Below are 25,311 nucleotides of genomic sequence, written 5' to 3'. Positions count from 1 at the left end.
CAGCCAGGCTACGCAAGCCCGGCCACCCAGGCCGCCAGGGTTTCCGCCCAGCCCGGAATCCCGATCAGATCGTTGTGCCCGGCCCCCGGATACACAATCAATTCCTTGGGCTCCGGCGCGGCCGCGAACAGGGCCCGGCCCATCGCCACGGGCAGCATCTCATCGGCTTCGCCGTGCATGATCAGCACCGGGCAGCGGACCTGGCGCATCCGCTTCAGCGACGGATAGGCATCGGGCACGAACGCCTTCGGCAGGATCGGATACACCGCACCCGCCGCCGCCCGCAGCCCGGTGAACGTGGACATGAGCACCAGCCCGGCGGGCCGGTGCACGGTCGCGAGCTCCGTCATCACCCCGCCGCCGAGCGACTTCCCCAGGTACACAACCCGTTCCGGGTCGACCCCCGGCCGCGCCAGCAACGCCTCCCGCGCCGCCCGCGCATCCAGATACGTCCCCGCCTCACTGGGCCGCCCGCTGCTCCGCCCGAACCCCCGGTAGTCGAAGACCAGCACATCGAACCCCACCGCCGACAACAACGCCAGCACCGGCGACCGGTCCCCGATATTCCCCGCGTTCCCGTGCGCGAACAGCAAGTGCCCCAACGGTTTCCCCGCCGCCCGCACGAACCAGGCGTTGATCCTCTCCCCATCGGCGGTACTCAGCATGAGGTCCTCGTACCCCACCCCGAACTGTTCCGGGGTCGCCACGATCCGCCGATCCGGAAGGTAGGTCAGCGCATTGAGTATCGGAGTAGCCGGATGCCGCATGCTCCTTTCCTACCCCACCTCGGCCCGCGCACCGACCCCGCTCGACCGCGTGCCGCGCCACAGCAGCAGCACGCCCACCGCCGAACCCACCATGGCGAAGCCGACCATCCACAGCCCGGCCTTCTGGGTGCCGGTCCAGTCCTTGAGCCAGCCGGTGATGTACGGGGCGGCGAAACCGCTGATATTGCCGATGGAGTTGATCAGCGCGATGCCGCCCGCGGCCGCGGCTCCGGACAGGAAAGTGCTGGGCAGGGCCCAGAAGGTCGGGAGGGCGGCGAGCACACCGACGGCGCACACCGTTACGGCGACCATGGCGGCGAAGGGGTTGCCCAGATAGAGGGTCACCGGGATGGCCAGGCCGCCGGCCAAGGCGGGGAGCGCCACGTGCCAGGCGCGTTCGCCGGTGCGGTCGCCGTGGCGGCTCCACCAGACCATCACCACTGCGCCGATCACGTAGGGCACGGCATTGATCAAGCCTCGTTGCACCACCGAATAGTGCGTACCGAACTGTTCCTGGAAGCCGTTGATGATGGTGGGCAGGAAGAAACCGAGCGCGTACAAGCCGTAGACGATGCCGCCGTAGACCAGCGCGAGGCCGAGGATGCGCGGATGGGTCAGCGCCTTGCGCAGCGTCCAGTGTTCGGCCGCTTCGGCTTTCGCCTGTTCGGCGTCGAGTTCGGCTGCCAGCCATTGCCTTTCGGCGGGTTCGAGCCAGCTCGCCTGATCCGGGCGGTCGGTGAGATACCACCAGGTGACCGCCGCGAGCACCAGCGAGGGCAGGCCCTCGACCAGGAACATGAATCGCCAGCCGGTGAGGCCGAAGACGCCGTCGCCGTACTGCAGGATGAGGCTGGACAGGGTCGCGCCCAGCGCCGTCGAGATCGGCACGGCGGTCATGAACAGGGCCACGATCCGCGCCCGATGCCGTTGCGGGAACCAATAGGTCAGGTACAGCAGGATGCCGGGGAAGAAGCCGGCTTCGGCGACGCCGAGCAGGAACCGCAGCACCACCAGCGTCGTACCGTTGGGCACGAACGCCATGGCCGAGGCGATGATGCCCCAGGTCAACAGGATTCGGGCGATCCAGCGGCGCGCGCCGAAGCGGTGCAGCGCCAGATTGCTCGGCACCTCGAGCAGCAGGTATCCGATGAAGAAGATCCCCGAGGCGAACCCGAACGCCGTCTCGCTCAAACCGAGATCGGTCTTCATGCCGTTCGGCCCGGCGAAGCCGATGTTCACCCGGTCCAGATAGTTCACGAAATACAGCAACCCCAGGAACGGCACCAGCCGCAGGGTCACCTTGCGCAGCGTCGCGCGCCCCACCACATCAGCTTCCACCCCGGTATTCTGCACCCGGCTATGCGCCCGCTTACAGCCTTCCGGCATATTCATCCCACCAATTGGACTGCCGGAAACGGAAAACCCGGTGATCACGGTGGCGTGCCGTGATCACCGGGGTGTCGAATCCGGTGTGCCCGAACGGTTCCGGCGTCAGCCGCGCAGCACCGCGCCGACCGTGTCGGCGGCCTGCGCCACTGCCGCGTCCCGCGCCGCGCTGGCCTCGTCCTCGGTCAGCGTCCGGTCGGTGGCGCGGAAACGCAGGGCGTAGGTGAGGGATTTGCGGCCCTCGCCGGCCTGCGCGCCTTCGTAGACGTCGAACAGGGAGATGGTCTCGAGGAGTTCGCCCGCGCCGGTGCGCAGGGCGGCTTCCACGGCGGCGGCCGGGACGGTCTTCTCGACGCTGATGGACACGTCCTGCAGCACCGCCGGGAAGGCCGAGATGACCGGGGCCGGACGGACTTCGCGCAGCGGGAGGGCATCGAGGTCGAGTTCGATGGCGCAGGTGCGCGGGGGCAGGCCCGAACGCTCCAGCACCGCCGGGTGCAGTTCGCCCGCGTGGCCGACGACGACGCCGTCCACCAGCAGCTCCGCGCCGCGGCCCGAATGCCATGGCAGGTACGCCACCGCGCGCCGTTCGATGGTCAGGCCCGCGGCATCGCCGATGGCGTCCACCAGCGCGAACGCGTCGGCGGCCTCGACGGCGCGGCCCGGACCCCACGGCCCGCGCGGTTCGCGCTTGCCGGTGAGCACCGCGCCGATCCGGACCGGTTGCAGCGGAAGGGAATCCAGCAGCACGCCGATCTCGTCCTCGGTGGGACGGCGGTCGACGGGCAGCGGGGCGACCGCGCCGGTCTTGCCGGTGGACAGGGTGACCTGGCCGATGGCGTAGATGGCGAGGTCGCGTTCACCGCGCGAGATATTGCGCGCGGCGATCTCCAGCAGGCCCGGCAGCAGCGTGGAGGACAGCTCGGCGCGATCGACGTCGAGGGGGTTGAGCACGCGCATGGTGTTGCGGCGCGGATCGTCGGCGTCCAGGCCCCAGGTGTCGAACACGGTGCCGGACATGAAGACCGGAGCCGGGACCTCGACGCAGCCTTCGAAGGCGACGGCCTTGCTGATGGCCCGGCGGCGGCGCTGTTCGGCGGTCAGCCCGCGTCCGGCCGGGGCGGTGGGCAGCACCGACGGGATCTTGTCCAGACCTTCCAGGCGCAGCACCTCCTCCACCAGATCGGCGGGCTGGGTCAGGTCGGGCCGCCAGGTGGGCGGGGTGACGACCAGCTGACCGTGCCCGGTCTCGCTGACGCCGACCTCGATGGTGCAGCCGACCTGCTGCAGGCGGCGAGTGGCCGCGCCACGCTCGTACTGCACGCCCGCGGTGCGGTCGGCCAGGTCGATGTCCATGCTGATCGGCTGCGGGCCCGGGGTGGGCACGCGCACGTCGGTGAGCACGGATTCCACGGTGCCACCGGCGATTTCGGCCAGCAGGGTGGCGGCGCGGTCCAGTGCGGCCAGGTTCACCTCGGGGTCCACCACGCGTTCGAAGCGGCGGCTGGCCTCCGAGCCGAGCTTGTGGCGGCGGGCGGTGCGCGCCACCGCGACCGGGTTCCAGGTCGCGGCCTCGAGGAGGATGTCGGTCGAGTCCGCGCCGACCTCGGTGCTGGCGCCGCCCATGATGCCGGCGAGGGAGATGACGCCGGACTCGTCGGCGATCACCACGTCCTCGGCGTCCAGGGTGCGCTCGGCCTCGTCGAGGGTGCGCAGGGTCTCGCCCTTGTTGGCGCGCCGCACCACGAACCCGCCGCGCACCTTGGCGGCGTCGAAGGCGTGCAGCGGCTGGCCCAGCTCGAGCATCACGTAGTTGGTGACGTCGACGGCCGGGGAGATGGGACGCACGCCCGACAGCAGCAGCCGGCGCTGCAACCACCACGGCGACACGGCCTTCGGATCGATCCCGGTGACCCGGCGCACCGCGAAACGGGTGCACAGCGACTCCGGTTCGATCTTCACAGGCCAGGCTTCGGTCTCCGAGTCCGGCAGCAGGCGCACGGCCGGATCGCTGTACTCCAGGTCGAACCCGCAGGCCAGCTCCCGGGCCAGGCCACGCGCCGAGAAGGCGTACCCGCGGTCGGGGGTGATGGCCAGTTCGATGACCGTATCGTCCAGGCCCAGCACCACATTGGCGTCCGCGCCCGGTTCGGCGGTGCCCGGCTCCAGCACCAGGATGCCGGAGTGATCCTTGCCGATGCCGAGTTCGGCGACCGAGCAGATCATGCCATTGCTGGTGTGCCCGTAGGTCTTCCGCGAGGAGATCTTGAAACCGCCGGGCAGCTCACCGCCCGGCAGCACCACGACGACCAGGTCGCCGACCGCGAAATTCCGGGCGCCGCAGACGATCTCCTGCGGTTCCGGATTGCCGACGTCGACCTTGCAGAAGCGGATGGGCTTCTTGAACTCGGTCAGCTCGGTGATCTCCAGCACCCGCCCGACCACTAACGGCTTGTCGATCTCGCCGCCGATCGGGGTCACCGGATCGACCTCTTCGACTTCCAGCCCGACCCGGACGAAACCGGCGTCGAGCTCCTCCGGCGTCACCGACCAGCCGGGGGTGGTGCGCTGCAGGATTTCGGTCAGCCAGGATTGCGCTACTCGCACTTGACGTTTCGCTTCCTCGTATCGAAGGGTCGGGTCAGGCTTGGATGCCGAACGGCACGGTGAAACGCACATCGCCCTCGACGATGTCGCGCATATCGGACAGGCCGTTGCGGAACTGCAGGGTGCGCTCCAGGCCCATGCCGAACGCGAAACCGCTGTACACCTCGGGGTCGATGCCCGAGGCGATGAGCACCTTCGGGTTCACCATGCCGCAGCCGCCCCACTCGACCCAGCCCGGGCCGCCCTTCTTGTCCTCGAACCACACGTCCACCTCGGCGGACGGTTCGGTGAAGGGGAAGAAGCTGGGCCGCATGCGGGTGGTGGTGTTCGGGCCGAACAGGGCGCGCGCGAACGCGTCCAGGGTGCCCTTGAGGTGGGCCATGGTCAGGCCCTTGTCGATGGCCAGGCCCTCGACCTGCGAGAACACCGGGGTGTGGGTGGCGTCCAGCTCATCGGTGCGGAAGGTCCGGCCCGGGCACACCACATAGATGGGCAGCTCGCGCGACAGCATGGACCGCACCTGCACCGGCGAGGTGTGGGTACGCAGCACCTGGCGCGAACCCTCCGGCGCGATGTGGAAGGTGTCCTGCATGGTGCGCGCCGGATGATCCGGCAGGAAGTTCAGGGCGTCGAAATTGAAGTGCTCGGTCTCGACCTCGGGACCTTCGGCGACCTCCCAGCCCATCGCCACGAAGACGTCCGCGACCCGCTCCGACAGCACCGCGATGGGATGCCGCGCGCCGACCGGTTCCCGCCGCGCGGTCACCGTCACGTCGATGGCCTCCGCGACCAGCACCGCCGCGTCGCGCTCGGTGAGCAGCTCGGCCTGGCGGGTCTCGTAGGCCGAGGACACGCGCCCGCGGGCCACGTTCACGCGCTTGCCGGCCTCGGCCTTCTCCTCCTTGGGGAGGGTGCCGAGCGAGCGCTGCGCCAGGGAGATCGGCGACTTACCGCCCATGTACTCGGTTTTCGCGGCCGCCAGCTCGTCCAGGGTGCTGGCGGCGGCAAACGCCTTCTCGGCGGCTTCCGCGGCAGCGGCGAGCGATTCCTCGCTCAAGGCCGCGGTCTGCTCGGCACGGTCGATATCGTCGGCCACGATGCTTCGTCTCTCCCCTGGGCGGTATGGGTCAGGCGGATTGCCTGGCTCCCATTCTTGCTGGTCGCATCGTAAGCCTTGTAATCAGCCCGCTTCACCTGGATTTCCGCAGGCCGCGCGCACCTTCCGGCGTGGTGCGCGCGGCGGCGGGCGGTCAGGCGGTGCGGTAGCGCTCGTGGTGCACGGTGCGGGTGAGCGGGCGGCGACCGGGGTGAATCCGGGTTTCGGCGGGGTAGCCGACCGACATGAGCAGGGCGATGGACAGGTCGTCGCGTCCTTCTATACCGATCACCTTCTTCACCCGGGTTTCGTCCCAGCCGTTCATGGGTGAGGTGGCGAGACCGAGTGCGGTGGCGGCGAGCATCACATAGGCGGCGGCGAGCATGGCGTCCTTCACCGCGTATTCGCGCAGCAGCCCGCGTTCAGCCAGCTGCTGCTGGAACTCGGTGGAGGCGGCCGAGAAGCCGGCGATGAACTCCTCGTTCCAGGCGTGATTGTTCCGTGCGGTTTCGAACACATCGCTCCGATCCGCTTGCCACGCTTGGGGTTCCGCGACAAACACCAGCATGACCGGCGCTTCTTGGGGCTGAGGCTGGCCGTCGGTGGCCCATGTCAACCCTTCTCGACCGGCCGGATCGCGCACCACCACGATCGAGCGGTCCTGCAGGTTCCAGCTGGACGGCGCTTCCATGGCCAGTTCGAGCAAGGTCTCCAGATCGGCGGCGGCTACGGGATCGGGGCGGTAGTGCCGGACGGTCCGGCGGGTGCGGATGGCTTCGGCGACTGTCATCGTGTTCATGCCACTAACTATTGGAGAGTGACGTTCGTTCGGGAAGAAGGCACTAATTAGTGCGCTACTCTCTCGAGTATGACCACGGTCGTCGAATCCTCCGGCCTGCCCGCCGACTGCTACTCCCCCAAATGCCCCACCCGTCAGGTCCTCGACCACATCGCGGGCAAATGGACCGTCCTCGTCATCGATGCCCTGCTCGCCCAGGGCACCATGCGCTACACCGATCTGTCGCGGCGCATCGGCGGCGTCTCGCAGAAGATGCTCACCCAAACTCTGCGCACCCTGGAGGCCGACGGATTCCTCACGCGCACAGTGCATCCCACTATTCCGCCGCGCGTCGAATACGAACTCACCGCGCTGGGCCGCAGCCTCGCCGAACCGATCACGGCATTGCGCATGTGGACCGAGGAGCACATCAACGAGATCGAGCAGGCGCGTGCCGCGGCCTCGGCCTGACGTTCAGTTCCCGGCGTCCAGCCAGTGCGGCGTCGTCGACGTCACCGTGGTGTAGGGCGCGAGCGGCACCGTGAAATTGCCCGCCGGCTCCTGCGGTTCGCTGTAATCGAACGCCAGCAGTCCGGCGGTGACCAGCGCCGCGGCCGCCATCGCACCCAGAATCGGCCGCACCAGCCGCCATCGCCCACGCATACCGCTCACCCGCCGTAGATCGCCCGCCCCTCGATGCCCTCTGCATCGGCCTCCCGGCCGGTCCGTTACGCCCCCTGACCGGCGGATCCCCCGCTGTCAGCGCCGATGTCAGCACAATGTCAGTCCGCTGTAAGCGCCCCCGCCGACAGTGGTCCTCATGAACAGCACGGCAATCCGCTACCTGCGCGGCGACCACGTCTTCGCCCAGTTGATCCGCTTCGCCCTGGTCGGCGGATCCAGCAATGTCGCCTACGTCCTGCTGTTCATGTCCATGAACGGCATCGGCCCCCTGGTCGCCAACACCGCCGGCTCCATCGTCAGCACCGTCATCGCCAACGAGCTGCACCGCAAACTCACTTTCAACGCCGCCGGCCGCGTCGGCTGGTTCAAGGCCCAATACGAAGGCGGCGGCCTGGCCCTGATCGGCCTCCTGATCAGCACCGGCGCCCTGGCCGGCCTGGGCTCCTGGGCCCCCGGCCTGAGCGAACTGGCCCAGTCCACCGCCGTCATCGGCATCATGGCCGCAGTCGGCGGCCTGCGCTTCATCGCGCTGCGCGGCTTCGTCTTCTGACCCATCGGCTACCGTTCGCATAGCCAGTCGCCCCCGCCGGTCCCGCCCACCGCCACCCGCCTGCGCGAAGCCGTCACCACCGCCGATGCCGTCCTCATGATCACCCCCGAATACAACGGCTCCCTCCCCGCCGTCCTCAAGAACGCCATCGACTGGACCTCCCGCCCCTACGGCCGAGGCGCCTTGGCAGGCAAGCGAATCGCCATCATCGGCCTCTCCACCGGCCGGCGCGGCGGCGCCCGCGCCCTCGAAGAACTCCGCGTCATAGTCGGCATCGCCGGCGGCACAGTCGTCGAAGGCGCCTGCCTCGCGGTAGGCAGCGCCGGCCACCTGTTCGGCCCCGCCCCCACCCCCGCCGACACCGAAGTAAAAGCCAAGATCGCCGAAGCCCTCCGCCTCCTGGCCGCCTAGCCGCGCCGCTCTTCTCGCAATTCCCCGATTTCGGCTCGCAGCGTGCAGATTTCGGCGAGCAGCTCCCCGAGTTCGCGATCCGTCCGGTCCGCGCCCGCGTCGAGCGAACGCAGTTTCTCGACGACCCAGCTGGTGGTGGTGCCGATGGCGAAGGAGATCAGGGCGATGCCGAAGGTGAGCAGGACCAGCGCGACGAGGCGGCCCTCGACCGTCACCGGGTAGAAGTCGCCGTACCCGACCGTGGTCACCGAGACGACGGACCACCAGGCCGCGTCCCCGAAATTCTGGATGGTGCCGCCCGGCGCGCCACGTTCGGCGTCGTACATGGCCAGACTGCACAGCACCATGAGCAGCACCGAGGTGACGCCGACGAAAACCGACATGCGTGTGCGCGCCCGGAAACGCGTCTGCCGATCGACGGCATCGACCACCAGCACGGCCGCGCGCAGCAATCGGAGCGGGCGCAGCGGCGGAATAGCGATCATGATCAGATCCAGCCAGTTTCGCCGGACGAATCGCGAGCGCGCGGTCGAGAGATACAGGCGCATCAGATAGTCGGCCACGAACAACGCCCAAATGAGCAGATCGGCTCGGCCCAGCCAGCGTTCCAGAGCCGGATGCAGGCCGTGATCGAGCACCTGCCAGGCATAGGAACCGAGGAACAAGACCGCCAGCACCGCGAGCGGGATGGCGGTCGCCCGTTCCCACGCCAGGCGGCGGGTGCGAACGGGAGCGGTATCGGCGTCTAGCACGAGCCTCCTCTGTCGATACCGTCAAACAGGCTCAAAAACCGTGCTTGAACAGTGTTTATAGGCGTAGTACATAATAGTTTCCAGAATGCGGGTCTCAATGACCACCCGTCGTCGGCCTTTCACGTGACACCACACACAGTGTTTGACCAAATTTTTAGTCAGAGGTAGTTTGGGGTTGCCGATCGGTCGCTGACCTCAGTGTTCGTGATCGATTCGAGATTCGGCCGAGAGCATGGGAAGCGAGGATCGGGAAAATGGGCAGACGTGGATTGTTGGATCGGGGCTGGGCGATCATCGATGGGATTCTGGGGAGTGAGGGTGGGGAGGATGAGCGGCGGTGGGTGATGCCTGAGGAGGGGGAGCCGCATGCGCGGACGTGGATGGCGTTCGGGGCTACCGAGCGGGTGTGGGGGCGGAAGTTGCTGCCGCAGGCGCAGCGGGATCTGGCGAATATCGCCAATGCGATCGCGCGGTTCGAGCCGGTGTCGATGCTGGTGCGGGCCGAGGACATGGCGATCGCGCGGGAGCTGACCGGGCCGGGGGTGGAGCTGGTCGAGGCGGTGCTGGACGATATCTGGGCGCGAGATACCGGGGCGGTGTTCGTGCGGGGTGAATCCGGTTGGGGCGGGATCGATTTCAACTTCAACGGGTGGGGCGGCAAGCAGTCGCATCGGCGGGACGCGGAAGTGGCGGGGCAGATCAGCGGGCGGGCCGGGGTGGAGGCGCTCGAGACCGATCTGGTGCTGGAGGGCGGCGGGCTCGAGGTCGACGGCGAGGGCACCGCGATCATCACCGAGTCCTGCGTGCTGAATCGCAATCGCAATCCCGGATGGAAGCGGCAGGACGTGGAGGAGGAACTCGCGTATCTGCTGGGCATTTCGAAGGTGATCTGGCTGCCGGGGATCGCGGGGTACGACATCACCGACGGGCACACCGACTTCTATGCGCGGTTCGCGCGGCCGGGAGTGGTGGTCGCGGGGCTCGACAACGATCCGGATTCCTTCGATTACGACGTCACCCGGCAGCATCTCGAGATCCTGCACGAGGCCACCGACGCCCGGGGCCGGCGGCTGCGGGTCGAGGTGCTGGCCGGGCCGTCGCGAGTGCGGCCGCAGTTCGAATCCGATGATTTCGCAGCCGGTTACATCAATTTCTACGTCTGCAACGGTGCGGTCATCGCCCCGGAATTCGGCGATCCGCAGGCCGACAACGCGGCGCTGTCGAGCCTGACGCGACTGTTCCCGGACCGGCGCGTCGTGCAGCTGAACATCGATGCCATCGCGGCCGGTGGCGGCGGCATCCACTGCACCACCCAGCAGGAACCCGCCCGCTAGCACCCGTCCGCGACCGGGCGCGCCGAGACACCCGTCTCACCATTCTTGATCAAAAAGTTAGTCAGCGACTAGCGTTCGGGATGCCCGCACGCGGCCTGACAGACGTGAGGAGATACGCGATGCAACGACGCCGATTCATGCAATCGAGCCTGCTGGTAGCCGTGGGCGGGCTGCTGGCCGCCGCCTGCGACGATCTGTCGGAGTCCGATTCGGGCGGTTCCGGAAGCGACGGCAGCCGCTGGGCGATGCCGGAGGAAGGCGATCCGCACAAGCGCACCTGGATGGCTTTCGGCCCGAGCGAACCGATCTGGGGCGACGAACTGCTGCCGCAGGTGCGGCGCGATCTGGCCGGTATCGCCGTCGCCATCGCGCGTTTCGAGCCGGTGTCGATGCTGGTGCGGCCCGACGAGATGGGTCTGGCGCGCGGCTTGATCGGCGGCGCGAATGTGGAGCTGATCGCCACCGATATCGACGACCTGTGGATGCGCGATACCGGACCGGTGTTCGTGCGCGGCGAAAACGGCTGGGGCGGTGTCGATTTCAACTTCAACGGCTGGGGCGGCAAGCAGAAGCACAAGCGCGACGCCAAGGTCGCCGCGTTCGTGGACGATCGGGCGGGCGTGCGGACCGTGCACACCGATCTGGTGCTCGAGGGCGGCGGTATCGAGGTCGACGGGCAGGGCACCGCGATCATCACCGAATCCTGTGTGCTGAACGCCAATCGCAATCCGGGCTGGAAGAAACCCGAGGTCGAAGCCGAACTGGACCGGCTGCTGGGCATCCGGAAGGTGATCTGGCTGCCCGGTATCGCCGGTCAGGACATCACCGACGGCCACACCGACTTCTACGCCCGCTTCGCCCGCCCGGGCGTGGTGGTGGCCGGGCTGGACAACAACGAGGAGTCCTACGACTACGACATCACCCGCACCCACCTCGAGATCCTGCACAACGCCAATGACGCCCAGGGCCGCCCGCTGGAGGTGGAAACCCTGGAAGCGCCCACCGACCTGCGCTACGCGAACCCGGGCGACGATTTCGCGGCCGGCTACATCAACTTCTACGTCTGCAACGGCGCGGTCATCGCCCCCGAATTCGGCGATGCGGCCGCCGACGCCGCCGCCCACGACACCCTGGCCCGCCTGTTCCCCGACCGGCAGATCGTGCAGCTGAACATCGACGCCATCGCGGCCGGTGGCGGCGGCATCCACTGCACCACCCAGCAAGAGCCCGCCCACTAACCCATAAGGTGACAACCGTGTCAGACCGCGCCACTCAGATTCTGGAAGCCGCCGTCCGCGTCATCGCCCAGGACGGCGTCCGCGGCCTGCGCATCGACAAGCTCGCCACCGAGGCCGGCGTCTCCACCGCACTGATCTACTACCACTTCAAAGATCGCTCGGGAGTGCTGCACGCCGCCCTCGCCCACGTCAACCACCGCGCCCAGTCCTACACCGACGACGCCTGGATCGATGCCGCCGACCCGCGCACCCAGCTCGAGGCCACGCTGCTGGCGGAATTGCAGGACCGCGACGACGTCCGCGAAACCTCCATCGCCTGGGGCGAATTGCGCGCCAGCGCGGTGTTCAACACCGACCTGCGGGCCCCGCTGACCGCCACCACGCTCAGCTGGAACTCCGATATCGCGGAACTCATCCGCGCGGCCCAGGACGCCGGAACCATTACCGGCACGGTCGATGCCACCGCTGCGGCGGAACGCCTCACCGCACTGATCGAAGGGCTCTCCGAGCGCTGGCACAGTGGTTCCCTCGCCCTCGATCGCGCCCGCGAACTGCTGGCGGGCGCGATCACGGCCGAACTGGGCACGGCGCCCGCGTCCTGACCGCAGGCGCTACCACCCGATCGCCCCGCGGCTACCCGTGTGCGGGGCACAGGAACGGCAGATACGCGTCCACGCGCCGGCGGTACGCCAGGCGAAGCGCATGGACCGCGGGCCGATGATCATGCGCCGCAACCGAACCCACCAGCCGATGGGTGAGGCCTATGCGCCGTTCCAGATCCTGTAGATCGGCATCGAGCAGCAGCCCGAACGCCGCGGCGACCGGTGCCGGGAGTTCGGCCGTGCGCAGGTCGAGATCGGACAGCAGTTCGTCCATCGCGGCCCGATACTCGCGGTGATCGAGGTTCATCGACCCGTCCGGTTCGAACCGCAACCGGGGCCGAGCCGCGCCCGGGCGCACCACGGACGCGTACCGCGGCACCGGCATCGCCGCGGCGTAGGACATGGCCGCGGTCAGCGCGCGCACGTCGGCCGCCGCACCGGTCAGGGCGGCCGCCGCGATACCTGGTCCGGCCAGCAACGCACCGGAGGCCATACGGATATGTTGTGCCGCAGACCGATTGGCGAGGGCGTAGAGCTGATTGCCGCGCCGCCAGCGTTCCAGCGAGGACACGGGCGCCGCCCGCCACGGCAGCGTGTCGCCGGGCGCTCGCTGCCGCGCCGCGGCGGTCACGCTCCGGGTGGCGTGGTCGATGAACCGCGCGATGAACTCGTAGAGTTCGGCCTCGTCCTCCGGTAGCAGTCGCGCGGCCGGGACGTCGTCGATCACCGCGGCGAAACACTGCGCCGCATCCGGGATCCGCTCCGCGGGGGCGAATTCCCGTACCGCGCGATTCAATTGCACCGCAAGCCCTCCCACCGCACGCCGCGCCTCGGACAGCACATCCAGGTAGGCGGGCGAGGGACCGGCCGGCGCGGTCAGCGCCGCGCGGGCCGCGCACCGCAGCATGGTGGCGGCGGCACCGGACGGGCGCGGGTGGACCGCCGGTTCGAAATCGGTGGTGTGCGACACGGTTCTTCCCTTCGCCGAACAGCCATCGCGCCGTGCGAGCAGCGGCCGCGAGGTCTTCGAATTCCCGCGTATCAGATTACGATCGGCACCTTCCCGGCAACATTCCCAATTCTTGGGAGTGGTGCGCGCGGTATCGCCGCGGAGATACCAAATTTTGGGGTGTATCACGGGTCCGCCGCCTTCTAGAGTTGATCCAGGCAGTCCGCGCAGACTCTTTTATCCGACCGGTCGCTTTTATGAGTGACTCCATCAGCTCGGAAGGTTTCGATGAACGCGATGGAACCGGAATTCCCCACCTACCGAATCGGATTGGTCGAAGATCATCTGGAGATGGCCCGCGCCGCATTGCACGGCTTCTTCCAGCCATATCCGGAACTGCGCCTGGTCGCCGACGGTCACACGGTGGCCGAACTGCTCTCCGTCACAACCGAACTGGACCTGGTGATCCTGGATCTCCAAGGGCTACCCGACAAATCGACGCCCAAGAAGAACATCCGCGCACTCAAGGACGCGGGCATCGCCAACGTCCTGGTCTACACCTCCCGCGACCGGCGCTACCTGGTCCAGGAAGCCGCCAAAGCCGGTGTGCTCGGCGTCATCACCAAAACCGAACCTGCGGGCAAACTCGTCGAAGCAGTGCGCCTCGCCGTCACCGGGCAGGCCGCACCCTCGGTCGATTGGGCCGCCGCCCTCGACGCCGATGCGGAATTGATCCCGCAGCTCACCGAACGCGAACGCAAAGTGCTGGCCATGTACGCCTCCGGCGACACCGCGATAGATATCGCGACCGAACTGCACCTGGCGCCCGACACCATCCGCAAGTACGTCGCGAAAATCAAGGACAAATACACCGAAGCCGGTTTCGAAGTGCGGAAGAAGGGCGATCTGGCCGCGCGGGCGCGCGTCGACGGTTATTTCCAGGACTGGGACGGGTGAAGGGTGACAATGAAATTCAGGACCCCCTCGGAAGCGGGGCGAACGAGTGACCGCGATCGGTTGCTGCGCCTTTTCGCGATCTTCATCGCCACCGGGTACCTGATCTATTTCGGTCTGCTCTACACCCGGCTGGCGCCCGAAGGCGCGCATCTCGCCGCATGGTGGATGCCGCTCGGGCTCACCGCCGTCTACGGGCCGGCGGTCGTCCTGCTGGCGACGGCGTTCCTGGCCGAACTACGCGCCGTGGAGCGGGCCGCGGGCGCGGCTGCCATCGGCTTCTTCCTCGCGGCGTCCACCTGGTATGTCGCCTGGCGGGGCGAACTCCTGGCGGATCCGCCCTTCCTGACCAATATTCCGGGACTCGCCGCCATGGCGGCCGCGCTGACCTGGCGACCGCGCTGGGTCATCGGATACACCATCGTCGTCGTGACCGAGGTGCAGCTGCTCGGGCTGCAGCGGATCCCCGAGATCGCCGAACCCTTCTGGATGAGCTGGATTTTCGCGACCAGTTTCTGTCTCGCCTTCGTCGCGGCCGCGCTGCGGGCCGTCCGCACCGGACGCCTGCTCGACGCCGCGCGCGAGGAGGCGATCCGATTGAGCGCCGACGCCGAATCCGTGCTCGCCTACAACGACGACCGGGAGCAGTTCGCGAACATAGTGCACGACAACGTCATGCACTGTCTGCGGATCGGAATGGCCATGCGATCCAGCCCCGCCGACGCGCACGAAGCGCTGCGCGCGCTCGCCGAGATTCACACCCGGACCGGCGACGAACCGATGACGGGCGCCGCCGCCATCGCCTACCTCGAGGAGAAGCTGGTGACGCTCGACGACGAACTGCCGCTGATCCTGGAATCAGCTCTCGACGGCCGGCCCGCCGTCTTCGACGCCGCCGTGGTCCGCACCGCCGGCCTGGTACTGAAGGAGGCGGTGGGAAACAGCCTCCGGCACAACGGTTCCGAGGTGAAGCAGGCGGTGACGCTGCGGATCGGGCCGGGCCGGCTGGGCGTGACCGTCGATGACGACGGCAAGGGATTCGACACCACCCGGATGAGCCGCCGCTGGGGTCTGCAACGACTCCCCCGCCAGGTGGACGCCATCGGCGGCACGCTGCGCATCGACTCCCGCAAGGGCCACGGCACCACCGTCGAAATGCTGTGGGTCGCTCCGTGAACGGGCCCGAACGGCAACCCGAGGATGTCCGATCGCTGCTCGGGATGAACACCCCCGCCGCGGCCGCCCTCCTCGCCTTCTACTGCGCCGGCCTCGCGGGCCCCGCGATCATCGCCGTCGGGCACACGCACACGCACCTATGGCAGTCCGCCGTGACGGTGCTCGTCTTCTGGTGTGCCGGAATCGCATTGCTCGCAGTGCGCGGCGACCCGCTGCCGGCCCGCCCCGCCTTGGCGATCGCGGCCGCGGCCCCCGCCACGTCCGCACTGGTCCTGCTGACCCCGCCGCCCATCACCTATGCGCACCAGAACTGGCCGGCAAACGTCTACACCCTGATGCTGACGTTCCTGTGTGTGCGCGGCCGCACCGGTTTCGCGGTGACCGCCATGGCCGCCACCGTTCTCGTCACGACCGTCTGGACCACGGCGACCGGCCAAGGCCTGCTCGCCGCGCTGTTCCTGTCGCTGCCCAATCTCGGTCCGCTGGCCATGTCGACCATGTTCGCGTACACGATCCGGCCGGCGGCGGCCAAGATCTTCGCCGCCCGGGCGCAGCAGGACTCCGCGGTCCGGCAGATCGAGAAGGCGGCCAGGACCCGCCGGGAACTCGACAAGCGGCTCTACGAGCTGGCCGAGGTCGCCCGGCCGCTGCTCGAGCGTATCGGGGACGGCAGCCGCCAGCTCAGCCCCGATCACGCCCGGGCGTGCGAGGCTTTGGAATCGCAGCTGTCGGCCATCCTGCGCGGCAGCGGGCTCGTGCACGAAATGGTCAACCCGGCCGCTGACGCGGCGCGCAATCGCGGGGTGGCGGTCAAGATGTTCGACGACGGCGACCTCGACGAATTGGACGAGGACGTGCACGAGCGGCTGCTGCGCGGCATCGCCGCCGAACTGGACGAGGCCGCGGACGGCGAGATCATCATCCGGACCGTTCCCCGGGGGCGCGACGAACTCGCGACCGTCCGCGCGGCGAACGCGCTCACCGTACGCAAGGTCAGCTTCGATCTGTCCGGCACCCCCAAGGTCCCGATCGTGCGGGGCGTCGAATAGCCCGGTGCCCCTGCCGGTTTCGACAGGGGCACCGAAGGGATTTCAGGCTTTGCGACCGGGCAGCAGCAGCGAGATGACGGCGCCGACCGCGACGATGGCCGCGCCGACTCCGACGGCGGGGGCCAGGCCGTCCACGTAGCTCTGCGGGGTGAGATACGCACCGTAGGAAGAGAACACGGAGGCCAGCACCGCGATGCCGAGGGCGACGCCGACTTCGCGGATGGTGCTGGTGGTGCCCGAGGCCATGCCCTGGTCGGCGGGTGCGCTGCTGGCCATCACGACGGTGGAGGACGGGGCGAAGGTCAGGCCCATGCCGATGCCGCCGAGGACGAACGGGAGCAGGAAGGCGCTGTAGGAGACGTCCACGCTGGTGATGAGCGACATCCAGCCGAGGGCGATGGCCAGGAACGCCTGACCGACCCCGACCAGGACGCGCGGGCCCACCTTGTCCACGATCAGCCCGGCCAGCGGCGCGACGAACATGGGGGCGAGGGTCCAGGGCAGGGTGCGGATGCCGGATTCCAGCGGGGAGTAACCGCGCACCACCTGGAAGTACTGCGCCAGCAGGAAGATCGAGCCGAACGCGCCCATGGAGAAGGTCACCATGATGGCGTTGATGACGCTGAACCCGCGGGACTTGAACAGCCGCAACGGCAGCATGGGTTCGGGGGAACGCCATTCCCAGCCGAGGAAGGCGATCAGCAGCACCGCGCCGCCGAGCAGCGCGCCCAGCACGTTCGCCGAGGTCCAGCCGTCGTCGGCGCCGTGGATCACGCCCCACACCACCGCGAGCACGCCGCCCGCCGACAGCACCAGCCCGGGCAGGTCCACACGCTTCGCCTCGCCGAAGGATTCACCGAGGACGCGGGCCGCGAACGGCACCGCCAGCAGGCCGATGGGCACATTGATCCAGAAGATCCACTGCCAGCTCAGGCCGTCGACGACCGCGCCGCCGACCACCGGGCCGAGCGCCACGCCCAGTCCGGAAATGCCGCCCCAGATGCCGATGGCGGCGCTGCGCAGCTTTTCCGGCACCGCCGCCGACAACAGCGGTAGCGACAGCGGCATGACCGCCGCCGCGCCGAAGCCCTGCACCGCCCGGGCCGCGATGAGCATGCCGGGATCGGTGGCGAGGGCGCAGGCGGCCGAGGCCAGTGTGAAAAGCGTGATGCCGATGAGGAATACGCGTTTGCGGCCGATCCGGTCACCGAGCGCGGAGGCGGTGAGCATGAGCGCGGCGAAGGACAGCGCGTAGGCGTTCACGAACCATTGCAGGTCCGCCAGCGAGGCACCGAGCTCGGTCTTGATGACCGGCAGCGCGTTGGTCACCACGAGGTTGTCGAGGGTGACCATGAACATGGGGATGCCCACGGCGGCCAGGACGGCGGCGAGCGGCCGGCGTCGAGTGTCCGCCGTACGGGGCGTGGAAGTGAGGGTGGTGGTCATACCGGCGATTCCTTTGTTGTTATCGACTGATAACTTATGGATCGAAGAGTATGCATTGACTGATAACATGTCAATACGCGACCACATCGAGGAGGATGAGGGGCATGACCAGAACCCGGATGACCGCCACCGAACGCGGTGAGCAAGTGCTACAGGCCGCCATCACCGCCTTCGCCGAATCTGGTTACGCCGCAACCAAAACCGATGAGATCGCACGCCGGGCCGGGGTATCGCAGCCGTATGTGATCCGGTTGTTCGGCACCAAGCAGCAGCTGTTCCTGGCCGTGCTGGCCCGGGTCTGCGACCGGATCGACGAGTTGTTCCGCGCGGCCGTCGAGGGGTTGCCCGCCGACACCCCGCCTCAGGAACGCCTGCACGCGATGGGCCGCCAGTACAAGGTTTTCCTCGCCGAGCGCGACCTGCCCCGGGTCTTCCTGCAGGGGCTGGCCGCCGCCGGAGTCGATCCGGAGATCGGCCGGGCCATTCGCGCCCGCTTCGGCAATATCTACACCACCGTCCGGGAACTGACCGGCGCCCCGGTCCTGGCGGTGCGCCAGTTCATGGCCACCGGCATGCTGCTCACCGATATGGCGGCCATGGGCGTCACCGACGACGAGGCCGTCGACGCGCCCTGGGCGCAGGAGATACTCGCCGATATCGAAGCCGCCGGCGACTGAAACCGGTTGCGCGCCCGAGCCGTTCGGCTCCCGCTCAGCGCTGTGCGGGCGCGTCCGCCTCGATGATGTCCTCGGTCGGGGCGGGCAGCTTGCGCGCCAGCACCTCGCCGCGGAAGAACGGCGGCATGGTGCGCGCCAGGATCAGATACAGCGGCACACCGAGCAGCAGCGTCCCCACGCCCAGCACGAAAATGGCGCTGAACCACGAGGTGACCGCCGTCCAGCCCGCCGCGAACAGCAGCGCGAATCCGCCCAGCGCGGGCAGGATCCCCTTCATCACCAATGCCCTACGGTCCGTGGCGAATCGGTCCCGGTACAGCCAGGCGCAGCTGACGCCGGTGAGCCCGTAGTACACGCCGATCGAGATGCCGATCGCCGTCACCGCTTCCGCGATCAACCGGCCGCCGGACGCGAAATTGAGCGCGACGTACAGCACGATCGACACTCCGCCGAACACGATGGTGGAGAAGGCGGGCGTCCGGTACTTCGGATCGATCTCGCCGAACCGCTTGGGCAGCGCGTGATGCAGGGCCATCGAATAGGTGGTGCGCGCGGTCGGCAGGATCGTGGTCTGGGTGGAGGCCGCCGCCGAGGTCAGCACCATCAGGAACAGCAGATGCACCGCGACCGACCCGATGGTGCTGTCCCCGAACACCGCCTGCCCCAGCGCGCCCAGCACATCGTCCACATGATCGGGATTGGCCAGCCCCAGCCCCTCGGTGCCCGCGCCCGCGAACGCCTGCGCCGCCACCGTGACCACCAGGTACAGCGCCACCAGCGTGATGGTCGACAGCACCGCCGACCGTCCCGGCGTATGCCGCGGATCCACCGTCTCCTGGTTCACCGAGACCGCCGAATCCCAGCCCCAATAGATGAACACCATCAGCAGCAGCGCGTTGACGAAGCTCGAAAACGACCCGATGGCAAAGGGATCGAACCAATCCCAGCTGAACGCGGACGCCGTGGCCGCGGCATGCCCGATGGCCACCCGCACCAGCGCCACGATCGAGAACACCACCAGCATCCCGAACTCGACCGCCAGCAGCACGCTCTGCAAGCGCGCCGACACGTCGATGCCGAACACCGCCACCGCGGTCATCACCACCAGGTAGACGATCCCGAGCAGCAGCACCCAGATGCTGGTGGCATCCGAGCCGATGCCGTCGGCCCCGACCAGATGGAAGGTGTACTGCGAGCTGATCTGCGCCAGCGACGCCATCACCAGCAGATCGGAGACGACGATCGCCCACCCGGCCATCCATCCGGTGAACGGCCCGAACGCCCGGGTCGCCCAGACGAACGTGGTGCCCGGATCCGGCTCGACCGCATTGAGATCCCGATATCCGATGGCCACCAGCAACATCGGGACGAACGCCAGCACCACGATGATCGGCGCCTGCAACCCCACGGCCGCGACGACGAGACCGAGGGTGGCGGTAATGCTGTACGCGGGACCTGCCGATGCCACCCCGATCACCACGCTGGATGCCAGGGAGAGCGCACCGGACCGCAGAGTGCTGGGCGATGTCACCGGCTAAGAGTACGGGCTACCTGCCAGCACACTAAATCGCGCCGTACCTGCCGCGACCTTCCGCCGCGCGGCGCTCACTTCGCGTGCTGGACGCGGGAACTGGCGTACAGGCAGATGGAGGCGGCGGCGGCCAGATTGAGGCTTTCGGCGCGACCGTGAATGGGGATGCGGATGCGATGGGTGGCGCGGGCGGCGACGGCGCGGTCCAGGCCGTGCGCCTCGTTGCCGAAGAGCCAGGCGACCGGTCCGGCGAGGATCTCGTCGGCTTCGTCGAGGTTCACCTCGCCGCGGGCGGTGGTGGCCAGAATGGCGATACCGGCCGCTTCCAGGGCGTCGAGGGTGGCGTCGATATCGCGGGCCCGGGCCACCGGAATGTGGAAAAGGCTTCCGGCGCAGGCGCGTACGGTCTTGCCATTGTGCGGGTCGACCGAATCACCGGCCAGCACAACGGCATCCGCGCCGACGGCGTCGGCCACCCGGATCAGGGTGCCGGCATTGCCGGGGTCGGCGATCGCGACGGGCACGGCGAGCATGCGCGGGGACGCCTCCAGCACCGAGGTCAGCGGCACGTCCACCAGGCGGCAGACGGCGACCAGGCCGGGCGGGGTCACGGTCTCCCCCAGCATTTCCGCGGCGCGATTGCTCACCAGCGTGGTGCGCACCCCTTGGGCGGCGGCACTGGCGACCAGTTCGTGCTCGCGTTCGGCGGCCTTCATCGAATAGAAGAGCTCTTCGATACGGCCCGTCTCCAAGGCGGATTCGACCGAGTTCGCGCCCTCTGCCAGGAAGAACCCGGTCTTACGGCGCTGCGGCCCGCGATGGAGTTTGACAGCGGAAACGACCCGCGGATTGCGCTCGGAGAGCGCTTCCACGGGTCGTTCCGAATGATGTTGTGTCGTCACGCAGACCGAATCAGGCGGCCGGGGCGTTGACGTCGGCCGGCAGCGCGGCCTTGGCGACCGCGACCAGGGCGGCGAACGCCTCGGCGTCGGACACGGCGAGCTCGGCGAGGATCTTGCGGTCCACCTCGACACCCGCGGCCTGCAGGCCCTGGATGAAGCGGTTGTAGGTCATGTCGTTCAGACGCGCGGCGGCGTTGATACGAGTGATCCACAGCTTGCGGAAGTCACCCTTGCGCGCGCGACGGTCGCGGTAGGCGTAGGTGAGCGAGTGCAGCTGCTGTTCCTTGGCCTTGCGGTACAGGCGCGACCGCTGACCGCGGTAGCCCTTGGAGGCCTCGAGAACGGAACGGCGCTTCTTCTGAGCGTTGACGGCCCTTTTGACGCGTGCCACTTTTCAGTCCTTGATCGATAGGCGGGCGCGGCGGTTGCGCCCGGAGTTGGTCGTTTTATGCGTTCCGCTGACGGATCGCTTGCGGCTTGCTCAGCCGTATTTACTTGGCGAGCAGCTTCTTGACGCGAGCGACGTCGGCCTTCGCGACGACCTCCGTGCCGTCCAGACGACGAGTCCGGGTGGAGGGCTTGTGCTCGAGCAGGTGGCGACGGTTGGCCTGCTGACGCAGCAGCTTGCCGCTGCCCGACACCTTGAATCGCTTCGAGGCGCCGCTGTGGCTCTTCATCTTCGGCATGGAATCCTCAGTTCTGTCGTGCCGGAGGCAGGGGTCACCCCCTGACCTCCGGTGTGCTGTTCGTTATTACTGCTGCGGGGTGGCCGCCGGAACCTCGGCAGCCGGGGCGTCGGCCGGAGCTTCCGCCGCCGGCGCATTGCTGCGCGGGGCCGAGCTGGCGTCGTTCTGCGCCTTCACCCGCGTCTTCGCGCCCTTGTGGGGAGCGAGGACCATGGTCATGTTCCGGCCGTCCTGCTTGGCCGAAGTTTCGACGAAACCGAGATCGGCGACGTCGGAGGCCAGCCGCTGCAAGAGGCGGAAACCCAGTTCCGGACGCGACTGCTCACGGCCGCGGAACATGATGGTGACCTTGACCTTCGAACCGGCTTCGAGGAAGCGAACGACGTTGCGCTTCTTGGTCTCGTAGTCGTGGTCGTCGATCTTCGGCCGGAGCTTCTGCTCCTTGATCACGGTCTGCACTTGGTTCTTCCGGGACTCACGCGCCTTCTGCGCGGTCTCGTACTTGAACTTGCCGTAATCCATGATCTTGCATACCGGCGGGCGCGCGTCCGGTGCGACCTCGACGAGGTCGAGGTCCGCCTCCATGGCGACGCGTAGTGCATCTTCAACACGCACGATCCCAACCTGCTCGCCGCCCGGTCCGATGAGGCGGACCTCGGGTACGCGGATGCGATCGTTGATGCGGGTCTCAGTGCTGATGGGGCCTCCTAGGTCAAGCGGTTCGTCAACGACCGCAAGCAATAACTCAACCCCAATTTCAACACGAAAGCCCCGGGTTGGTATTTCTCCAACACGGGGCCCGAGTCGACCGATCGCGGACGCAAACCACTCGCGTCACGTCCCGAGCAGGAAAAACCCACACGAGAAACCCATCCGGTAAAAGATGGGCGACCGGACCGTCGAACCTGGTGCTGTTGCGGTGCAAAGCGATCGGTTGACGGTGGGAGTCGGGCTCCACTTAATGCCCCGATTAGGTCGCAGGAACCGGTCCGGGGCGGTCGTCGCAGGTCAGTCTAACACCCACCGCGCGATCCTCCGAATCGCCCACCCGCGCGACCAGCGACTACCCGGTCGGTGCCATGCTCTACCTCATGAGTGAGGCAGCAGTGAACGAGGAGCTGGCCAATACTACCGAGCACCTCATCGAGGGCGAGGTCGTGCGCGAGCTGGCCGAGATCCCCGCCGTCGAGGTCATCAGCCGCGCCTGCGTGATGCTGATGAGCTCCGCCGCCGAGAAGCTCGGCCTCGGCGAACCCGACCCGTCGGCCAGCCCGCACCTGGACCTCGACGAGGCCCGCCGCGTGATCACCGCGCTGGCCGGTCTGGTCACCGCCTCCGTCGAATACCTGGGCCCGCACGCCGGCCCCATCCGCGATGGCCTGCAGTCCCTGCAGCGCGCCTTTCGTGAGGCCTCGGAGTACCCCGACGCGCCGGGTTCGGGCCCGGGCGAGAAGTACACCGGCCCCGTGTACTGAGCCGCCCCGCGAACTTCCGGCCCGGCGCGATCGAATACCGATCGCGCCGGGCCGTTTTCGTGCCCTCACCTGTCCGAACCGGCTGCTAACGTCGCGACTGTGAGCGAGACAGTGGGGGCCGGGCTTGCCGATGTGGTGCGGTTCGCCTGCACGGCGGCGGGGTTCGAGGCGGCGTGGACGCGCGCGGATCTCCGCGAGTTCCTGGGGCAGCTGGGCTGGCCGGAGCCCGAGGAGCAATGGGGCGGCCGGATGCTGAAGGTCCGGGCGCCGGAGAGCGTCCCGCCGATCGAGGGGAACGCGTACTTCTTCGACGAGAACGCGCTGTCGGACCTGACGCTCGAGATTCTCCGATCCGACGACGCTGCGACTTCGGCGCGTATCGCCTCGGAGTTGAGCGCCGGCGTCAGCGCCCGCCTGGGTGCTCCCGAGGAGCCCGCCGAGGGTGAGCACGGGCCGTCGTGGGTGAGCGAGTTCGCGGCGATCACCCTGCAGCACAATGATTCCGGCGTGTATCTGACGGTGCGGCCGCGCGCCGGGTTCGACCGGGCCCGGCGGGAGCGGGCCGATGCCGCGGACGGATACGCGCGGTTGAGCGACTGGTCGCCGCTGGTCGAGGCGATATCGCTGCTGGTGCAAGCGGTTCCCGGCGCCTGGACGAGTGCCGAGATGACAGAGCTGGCGGAATCGGTCGGGTGGGGTGCACCGGCGGTGAACCGAGCCGGTGACATTCGAGCTGACCTGACGACGCCGGGCGCATCGGCCCGCCTGCTCGCCGATCGCGCCCAGCGGCCGCTGACCGGCTCCGGCTCCGGCTTCGGTGAGTTCATGAGCATCGAGGTGAGCCAGTCCCTCGCGCCCGCGGTGATCGACGCGGCGTACCGCGCGGCGCTGGCCGAATGCGTACGCCTGCTGGGCGCGCCCCCGCTGGTCGGCGGGCCGCACGCGTTCGCCCGGTGGCGCGGTCCCGAGGCGATCTTCACGCTCTCGCGCGAACTCGCACAACCGGCTCGTCTCCGATTCGAAGTGCAGCCGACCGAGGCCACCGAGCAAGAGGCGTATCTGAACCAGAAGTGGAGCGAGGACTGGATTCCCGACGCCTGCTGGAGCGTCGTCCCGGATCGTGAGGACGAGTCGCTGCGCACTGCCATGGACTTCGAATGGCCGGGCGCAGAACGTCAGGTCACCGACTGGTCCGACTTCGAGTACTTCCTGAAGACCCTCTTCCACTCGATGGCCGCCGACATGCCGCAACTGCACCCCCACGCCGGCTGCGTGGTCTGGAGCCTGGGCACCGGCCACGCGGCGGACGGCTGGCTCGCCCAAGGCTGGTTCCGGGACACGGACTGCCGCTTGGAATTCCAGGAACCCGAGGGCCTGCCCTGCATGCTCGACTTCCCGCCCGGCGCCGCATCCGGCGACCGCATCGCCGAGGCGGTCCTGGCGACCCTGCACGGCCACGGCATCACCACCCCCGATCAACTGTGGTGCCACGCCTTCGCCGCCGGCCAACCCCAGCACCTGTGGAGCCTCCGAACCGGCCTGCGCCACAGGTGAGTTCACCCGCCCTGCATTTCCGCACCCCGCCGAGCCACGACAACCGGCATCCAGCATCCGGCCATCCGGAAAAACGGAATCAGGTGTCGCGCGGGGCGATTCCGGTGAGCAGGGTGGCGATGATCGCGTCGATGTCCAGTTGGCGGGGTGGGTGGGGGCGGGCGCCGGAGAGGAGGGTGGTGAGGACCTGGTCGTGGCAGATGCCTACCAGGGTGGCGGCGGCCGCGTCGGGGTCGGCGGTGGGGGCGAGTCTGCCGAGGTCTTGTTCGCCGTGGAGGTAACGGGTCAGGTGGGCGCGCCAATCGGTGTCGCGGGCTTGGGATTCGGCGAAGCGGGACAGGACCGCGGGGCTGGCGAGCAGGCCGGCGAAGACGGGGAGCACCGCGTGATGCAACGACAAGCCGGCGCGGAGGTAGGTGCGGAGGTTCTGTTCGACGGTGGCGGTGCCAGGGGTGGGGAGAGCTCCGAGGGCGGCGTGGGCGGCGGTCACGTGAGCGGTGACGGCGGCGGTGAGGAGGTCGTCCTTGTCCGCGAAGTGGTTGTAGAGGACGCCGTCGGCGACGCCGGCCGCGCGGGCGATGGCGCGGACGGTCAGGCCGGCGGCGCCCTGCTCGGCGATGAGGCGTTGCGCGGTGGTGATGAGATGGGCGCGCAGTCCGTGTTCGTCCGGGCTGTCGCGCAACGCCGCTGCCTTTCTCGGGGACATG

The 25,311-nt window shown here is 68.4% G+C and carries 27 protein-coding genes; 12 read left to right on the top strand and 15 right to left on the bottom strand.

Annotated elements, in window-relative coordinates; translation table 11 throughout:
- Positions 1 to 8: 8 nt before the first annotated feature.
- From NY1_RS28315 to NY1_RS28295, 5 genes are all read right to left on the bottom strand, one after another.
- Positions 9 to 767, bottom strand: a complete 759-nt coding sequence (locus tag NY1_RS28315) for an alpha/beta hydrolase (protein ID WP_067719830.1) — start codon at positions 765 to 767, stop codon at positions 9 to 11.
- Positions 768 to 776: 9 nt separating this feature from the next.
- Positions 777 to 2,153, bottom strand: a complete 1,377-nt coding sequence (locus tag NY1_RS28310) for an MFS transporter (RefSeq protein ID WP_084535508.1) — start codon at positions 2,151 to 2,153, stop codon at positions 777 to 779.
- Between the two features lie 105 nt (positions 2,154 to 2,258).
- Positions 2,259 to 4,760: a phenylalanine--tRNA ligase subunit beta gene (gene pheT / locus NY1_RS28305; protein ID WP_067719825.1), complete on the bottom strand. Its 2,502-nt coding sequence runs from the start codon at positions 4,758 to 4,760 to the stop codon at positions 2,259 to 2,261.
- Between the two features lie 34 nt (positions 4,761 to 4,794).
- The gene (gene pheS / locus NY1_RS28300; protein WP_067719822.1) at positions 4,795 to 5,856 is read right to left on the bottom strand and encodes a phenylalanine--tRNA ligase subunit alpha; all 1,062 of its coding nucleotides are present in this window, start codon (positions 5,854 to 5,856) and stop codon (positions 4,795 to 4,797) included.
- A gap of 154 nt (positions 5,857 to 6,010) precedes the next feature.
- A complete protein-coding gene (locus NY1_RS28295; protein ID WP_233434522.1) occupies positions 6,011 to 6,655 on the bottom strand; it encodes a nitroreductase family protein in 645 nt (214 codons plus the stop codon).
- 69 nt (positions 6,656 to 6,724) lie between these two features.
- Here NY1_RS28295 and NY1_RS28290 point away from each other — a divergent pair, with 69 nt between their 5' ends.
- Entirely contained in the window at positions 6,725 to 7,105 is a 381-nt protein-coding gene (locus NY1_RS28290; protein WP_067719821.1) for a winged helix-turn-helix transcriptional regulator, read from the top strand.
- 3 nt (positions 7,106 to 7,108) lie between these two features.
- Here NY1_RS28290 and NY1_RS28285 read toward each other — a convergent pair whose 3' ends face one another.
- The gene (locus NY1_RS28285) at positions 7,109 to 7,297 is read right to left on the bottom strand and encodes a hypothetical protein (RefSeq protein WP_067719820.1); all 189 of its coding nucleotides are present in this window, start codon (positions 7,295 to 7,297) and stop codon (positions 7,109 to 7,111) included.
- Positions 7,298 to 7,454: 157 nt separating this feature from the next.
- Here NY1_RS28285 and NY1_RS28280 point away from each other — a divergent pair, with 157 nt between their 5' ends.
- Both NY1_RS28280 and NY1_RS28275 read left to right on the top strand, forming a co-directional pair.
- The gene (locus NY1_RS28280; protein WP_067719819.1) at positions 7,455 to 7,868 is read left to right on the top strand and encodes a GtrA family protein; all 414 of its coding nucleotides are present in this window, start codon (positions 7,455 to 7,457) and stop codon (positions 7,866 to 7,868) included.
- 3 nt (positions 7,869 to 7,871) lie between these two features.
- Entirely contained in the window at positions 7,872 to 8,279 is a 408-nt protein-coding gene (locus tag NY1_RS28275; protein ID WP_084535454.1) for an NAD(P)H-dependent oxidoreductase, read from the top strand.
- On the opposite strand, the gene NY1_RS45180 is transcribed toward NY1_RS28275, so the two are convergent.
- Entirely contained in the window at positions 8,276 to 9,031 is a 756-nt protein-coding gene (locus tag NY1_RS45180; RefSeq protein ID WP_067719817.1) for a potassium channel family protein, read from the bottom strand. The two genes, NY1_RS28275 and NY1_RS45180, sit on opposite strands and share 4 nt — an antisense overlap.
- A gap of 254 nt (positions 9,032 to 9,285) precedes the next feature.
- On the opposite strand from NY1_RS45180, the gene NY1_RS28265 reads away from it, so the two are divergent.
- The 3 genes from NY1_RS28265 (at position 9,286) to NY1_RS28255 (ending at position 12,205) form a co-directional block, all read left to right on the top strand.
- Complete coding sequence (locus NY1_RS28265; RefSeq protein WP_233434521.1) at positions 9,286 to 10,365, top strand: agmatine deiminase family protein; 1,080 nt, start codon at positions 9,286 to 9,288, stop codon at positions 10,363 to 10,365.
- A 119-nt stretch (positions 10,366 to 10,484) separates the two neighbouring features.
- Positions 10,485 to 11,603 (top strand): agmatine deiminase family protein, encoded by a 1,119-nt coding sequence (locus NY1_RS28260; RefSeq protein ID WP_067719811.1) that lies wholly within the window; start codon positions 10,485 to 10,487, stop codon positions 11,601 to 11,603.
- A 17-nt stretch (positions 11,604 to 11,620) separates the two neighbouring features.
- On the top strand, positions 11,621 to 12,205 hold the full coding sequence (locus NY1_RS28255; RefSeq protein WP_067719808.1) for a TetR/AcrR family transcriptional regulator: 585 nt from the start codon (positions 11,621 to 11,623) through the stop codon (positions 12,203 to 12,205).
- Positions 12,206 to 12,236: 31 nt separating this feature from the next.
- Here the strand turns inward: NY1_RS28255 and NY1_RS28250 are convergent, their stop codons facing one another.
- Positions 12,237 to 13,175 (bottom strand): 3-methyl-L-tyrosine peroxygenase-related protein, encoded by a 939-nt coding sequence (locus tag NY1_RS28250; RefSeq protein ID WP_157762519.1) that lies wholly within the window; start codon positions 13,173 to 13,175, stop codon positions 12,237 to 12,239.
- A gap of 267 nt (positions 13,176 to 13,442) precedes the next feature.
- Here NY1_RS28250 and NY1_RS28245 point away from each other — a divergent pair, with 267 nt between their 5' ends.
- From NY1_RS28245 to NY1_RS28235, 3 genes are read left to right on the top strand one after another with little or no spacing between them, the layout of a single operon-like run.
- Complete coding sequence (locus NY1_RS28245; protein WP_084535453.1) at positions 13,443 to 14,111, top strand: LuxR C-terminal-related transcriptional regulator; 669 nt, start codon at positions 13,443 to 13,445, stop codon at positions 14,109 to 14,111.
- Positions 14,112 to 14,120: 9 nt separating this feature from the next.
- Entirely contained in the window at positions 14,121 to 15,284 is a 1,164-nt protein-coding gene (locus NY1_RS28240; protein ID WP_157762518.1) for a sensor histidine kinase, read from the top strand.
- Positions 15,281 to 16,333, top strand: coding sequence for a DUF8320 family protein (locus NY1_RS28235; RefSeq protein WP_157762517.1), 1,053 nt, complete (start codon positions 15,281 to 15,283; stop codon positions 16,331 to 16,333). The genes NY1_RS28240 and NY1_RS28235 overlap by 4 nt, the downstream gene beginning before the upstream one ends.
- A gap of 42 nt (positions 16,334 to 16,375) precedes the next feature.
- Here the strand turns inward: NY1_RS28235 and NY1_RS28230 are convergent, their stop codons facing one another.
- A complete protein-coding gene (locus NY1_RS28230) occupies positions 16,376 to 17,779 on the bottom strand; it encodes an MFS transporter (protein ID WP_067719798.1) in 1,404 nt (467 codons plus the stop codon).
- Between the two features lie 104 nt (positions 17,780 to 17,883).
- Here NY1_RS28230 and NY1_RS28225 point away from each other — a divergent pair, with 104 nt between their 5' ends.
- The gene (locus NY1_RS28225) at positions 17,884 to 18,456 is read left to right on the top strand and encodes a TetR/AcrR family transcriptional regulator (RefSeq protein ID WP_067719797.1); all 573 of its coding nucleotides are present in this window, start codon (positions 17,884 to 17,886) and stop codon (positions 18,454 to 18,456) included.
- A gap of 34 nt (positions 18,457 to 18,490) precedes the next feature.
- On the opposite strand, the gene NY1_RS28220 is transcribed toward NY1_RS28225, so the two are convergent.
- The 5 genes from NY1_RS28220 to infC form a co-directional block, all read right to left on the bottom strand.
- Entirely contained in the window at positions 18,491 to 19,987 is a 1,497-nt protein-coding gene (locus NY1_RS28220; RefSeq protein ID WP_067719796.1) for an APC family permease, read from the bottom strand.
- A 74-nt stretch (positions 19,988 to 20,061) separates the two neighbouring features.
- Positions 20,062 to 20,859, bottom strand: coding sequence for a TrmH family RNA methyltransferase (locus tag NY1_RS28215; RefSeq protein WP_067719793.1), 798 nt, complete (start codon positions 20,857 to 20,859; stop codon positions 20,062 to 20,064).
- Positions 20,860 to 20,899: 40 nt separating this feature from the next.
- Complete coding sequence (rplT, locus tag NY1_RS28210; protein WP_067719790.1) at positions 20,900 to 21,280, bottom strand: 50S ribosomal protein L20; 381 nt, start codon at positions 21,278 to 21,280, stop codon at positions 20,900 to 20,902.
- Between the two features lie 100 nt (positions 21,281 to 21,380).
- Positions 21,381 to 21,575 (bottom strand): 50S ribosomal protein L35, encoded by a 195-nt coding sequence (gene rpmI / locus NY1_RS28205; protein ID WP_067719787.1) that lies wholly within the window; start codon positions 21,573 to 21,575, stop codon positions 21,381 to 21,383.
- Between the two features lie 66 nt (positions 21,576 to 21,641).
- Positions 21,642 to 22,316: a translation initiation factor IF-3 gene (gene infC / locus NY1_RS28200; protein WP_084535447.1), complete on the bottom strand. Its 675-nt coding sequence runs from the start codon at positions 22,314 to 22,316 to the stop codon at positions 21,642 to 21,644.
- Between the two features lie 350 nt (positions 22,317 to 22,666).
- Here infC and NY1_RS28195 point away from each other — a divergent pair, with 350 nt between their 5' ends.
- Positions 22,667 to 23,050: a DUF1844 domain-containing protein gene (locus NY1_RS28195; RefSeq protein WP_233035920.1), complete on the top strand. Its 384-nt coding sequence runs from the start codon at positions 22,667 to 22,669 to the stop codon at positions 23,048 to 23,050.
- A gap of 99 nt (positions 23,051 to 23,149) precedes the next feature.
- On the top strand, positions 23,150 to 24,604 hold the full coding sequence (locus tag NY1_RS28190; RefSeq protein ID WP_157762516.1) for a DUF6301 family protein: 1,455 nt from the start codon (positions 23,150 to 23,152) through the stop codon (positions 24,602 to 24,604).
- A 79-nt stretch (positions 24,605 to 24,683) separates the two neighbouring features.
- Here NY1_RS28190 and NY1_RS28185 read toward each other — a convergent pair whose 3' ends face one another.
- Positions 24,684 to 25,310, bottom strand: coding sequence for a TetR/AcrR family transcriptional regulator (locus NY1_RS28185; protein WP_067720063.1), 627 nt, complete (start codon positions 25,308 to 25,310; stop codon positions 24,684 to 24,686).
- Between the last annotated feature and the right edge of the window lies 1 nt (position 25,311).

It is taken from the genome of Nocardia yamanashiensis NBRC 100130 (assembly GCF_001613325.1).
Lineage (GTDB): Bacteria > Actinomycetota > Actinomycetes > Mycobacteriales > Mycobacteriaceae > Nocardia > Nocardia yamanashiensis.
Note: the sequence above shows the minus strand (reverse complement) of the source record. Positions and strands in the feature narration are given on the sequence as shown.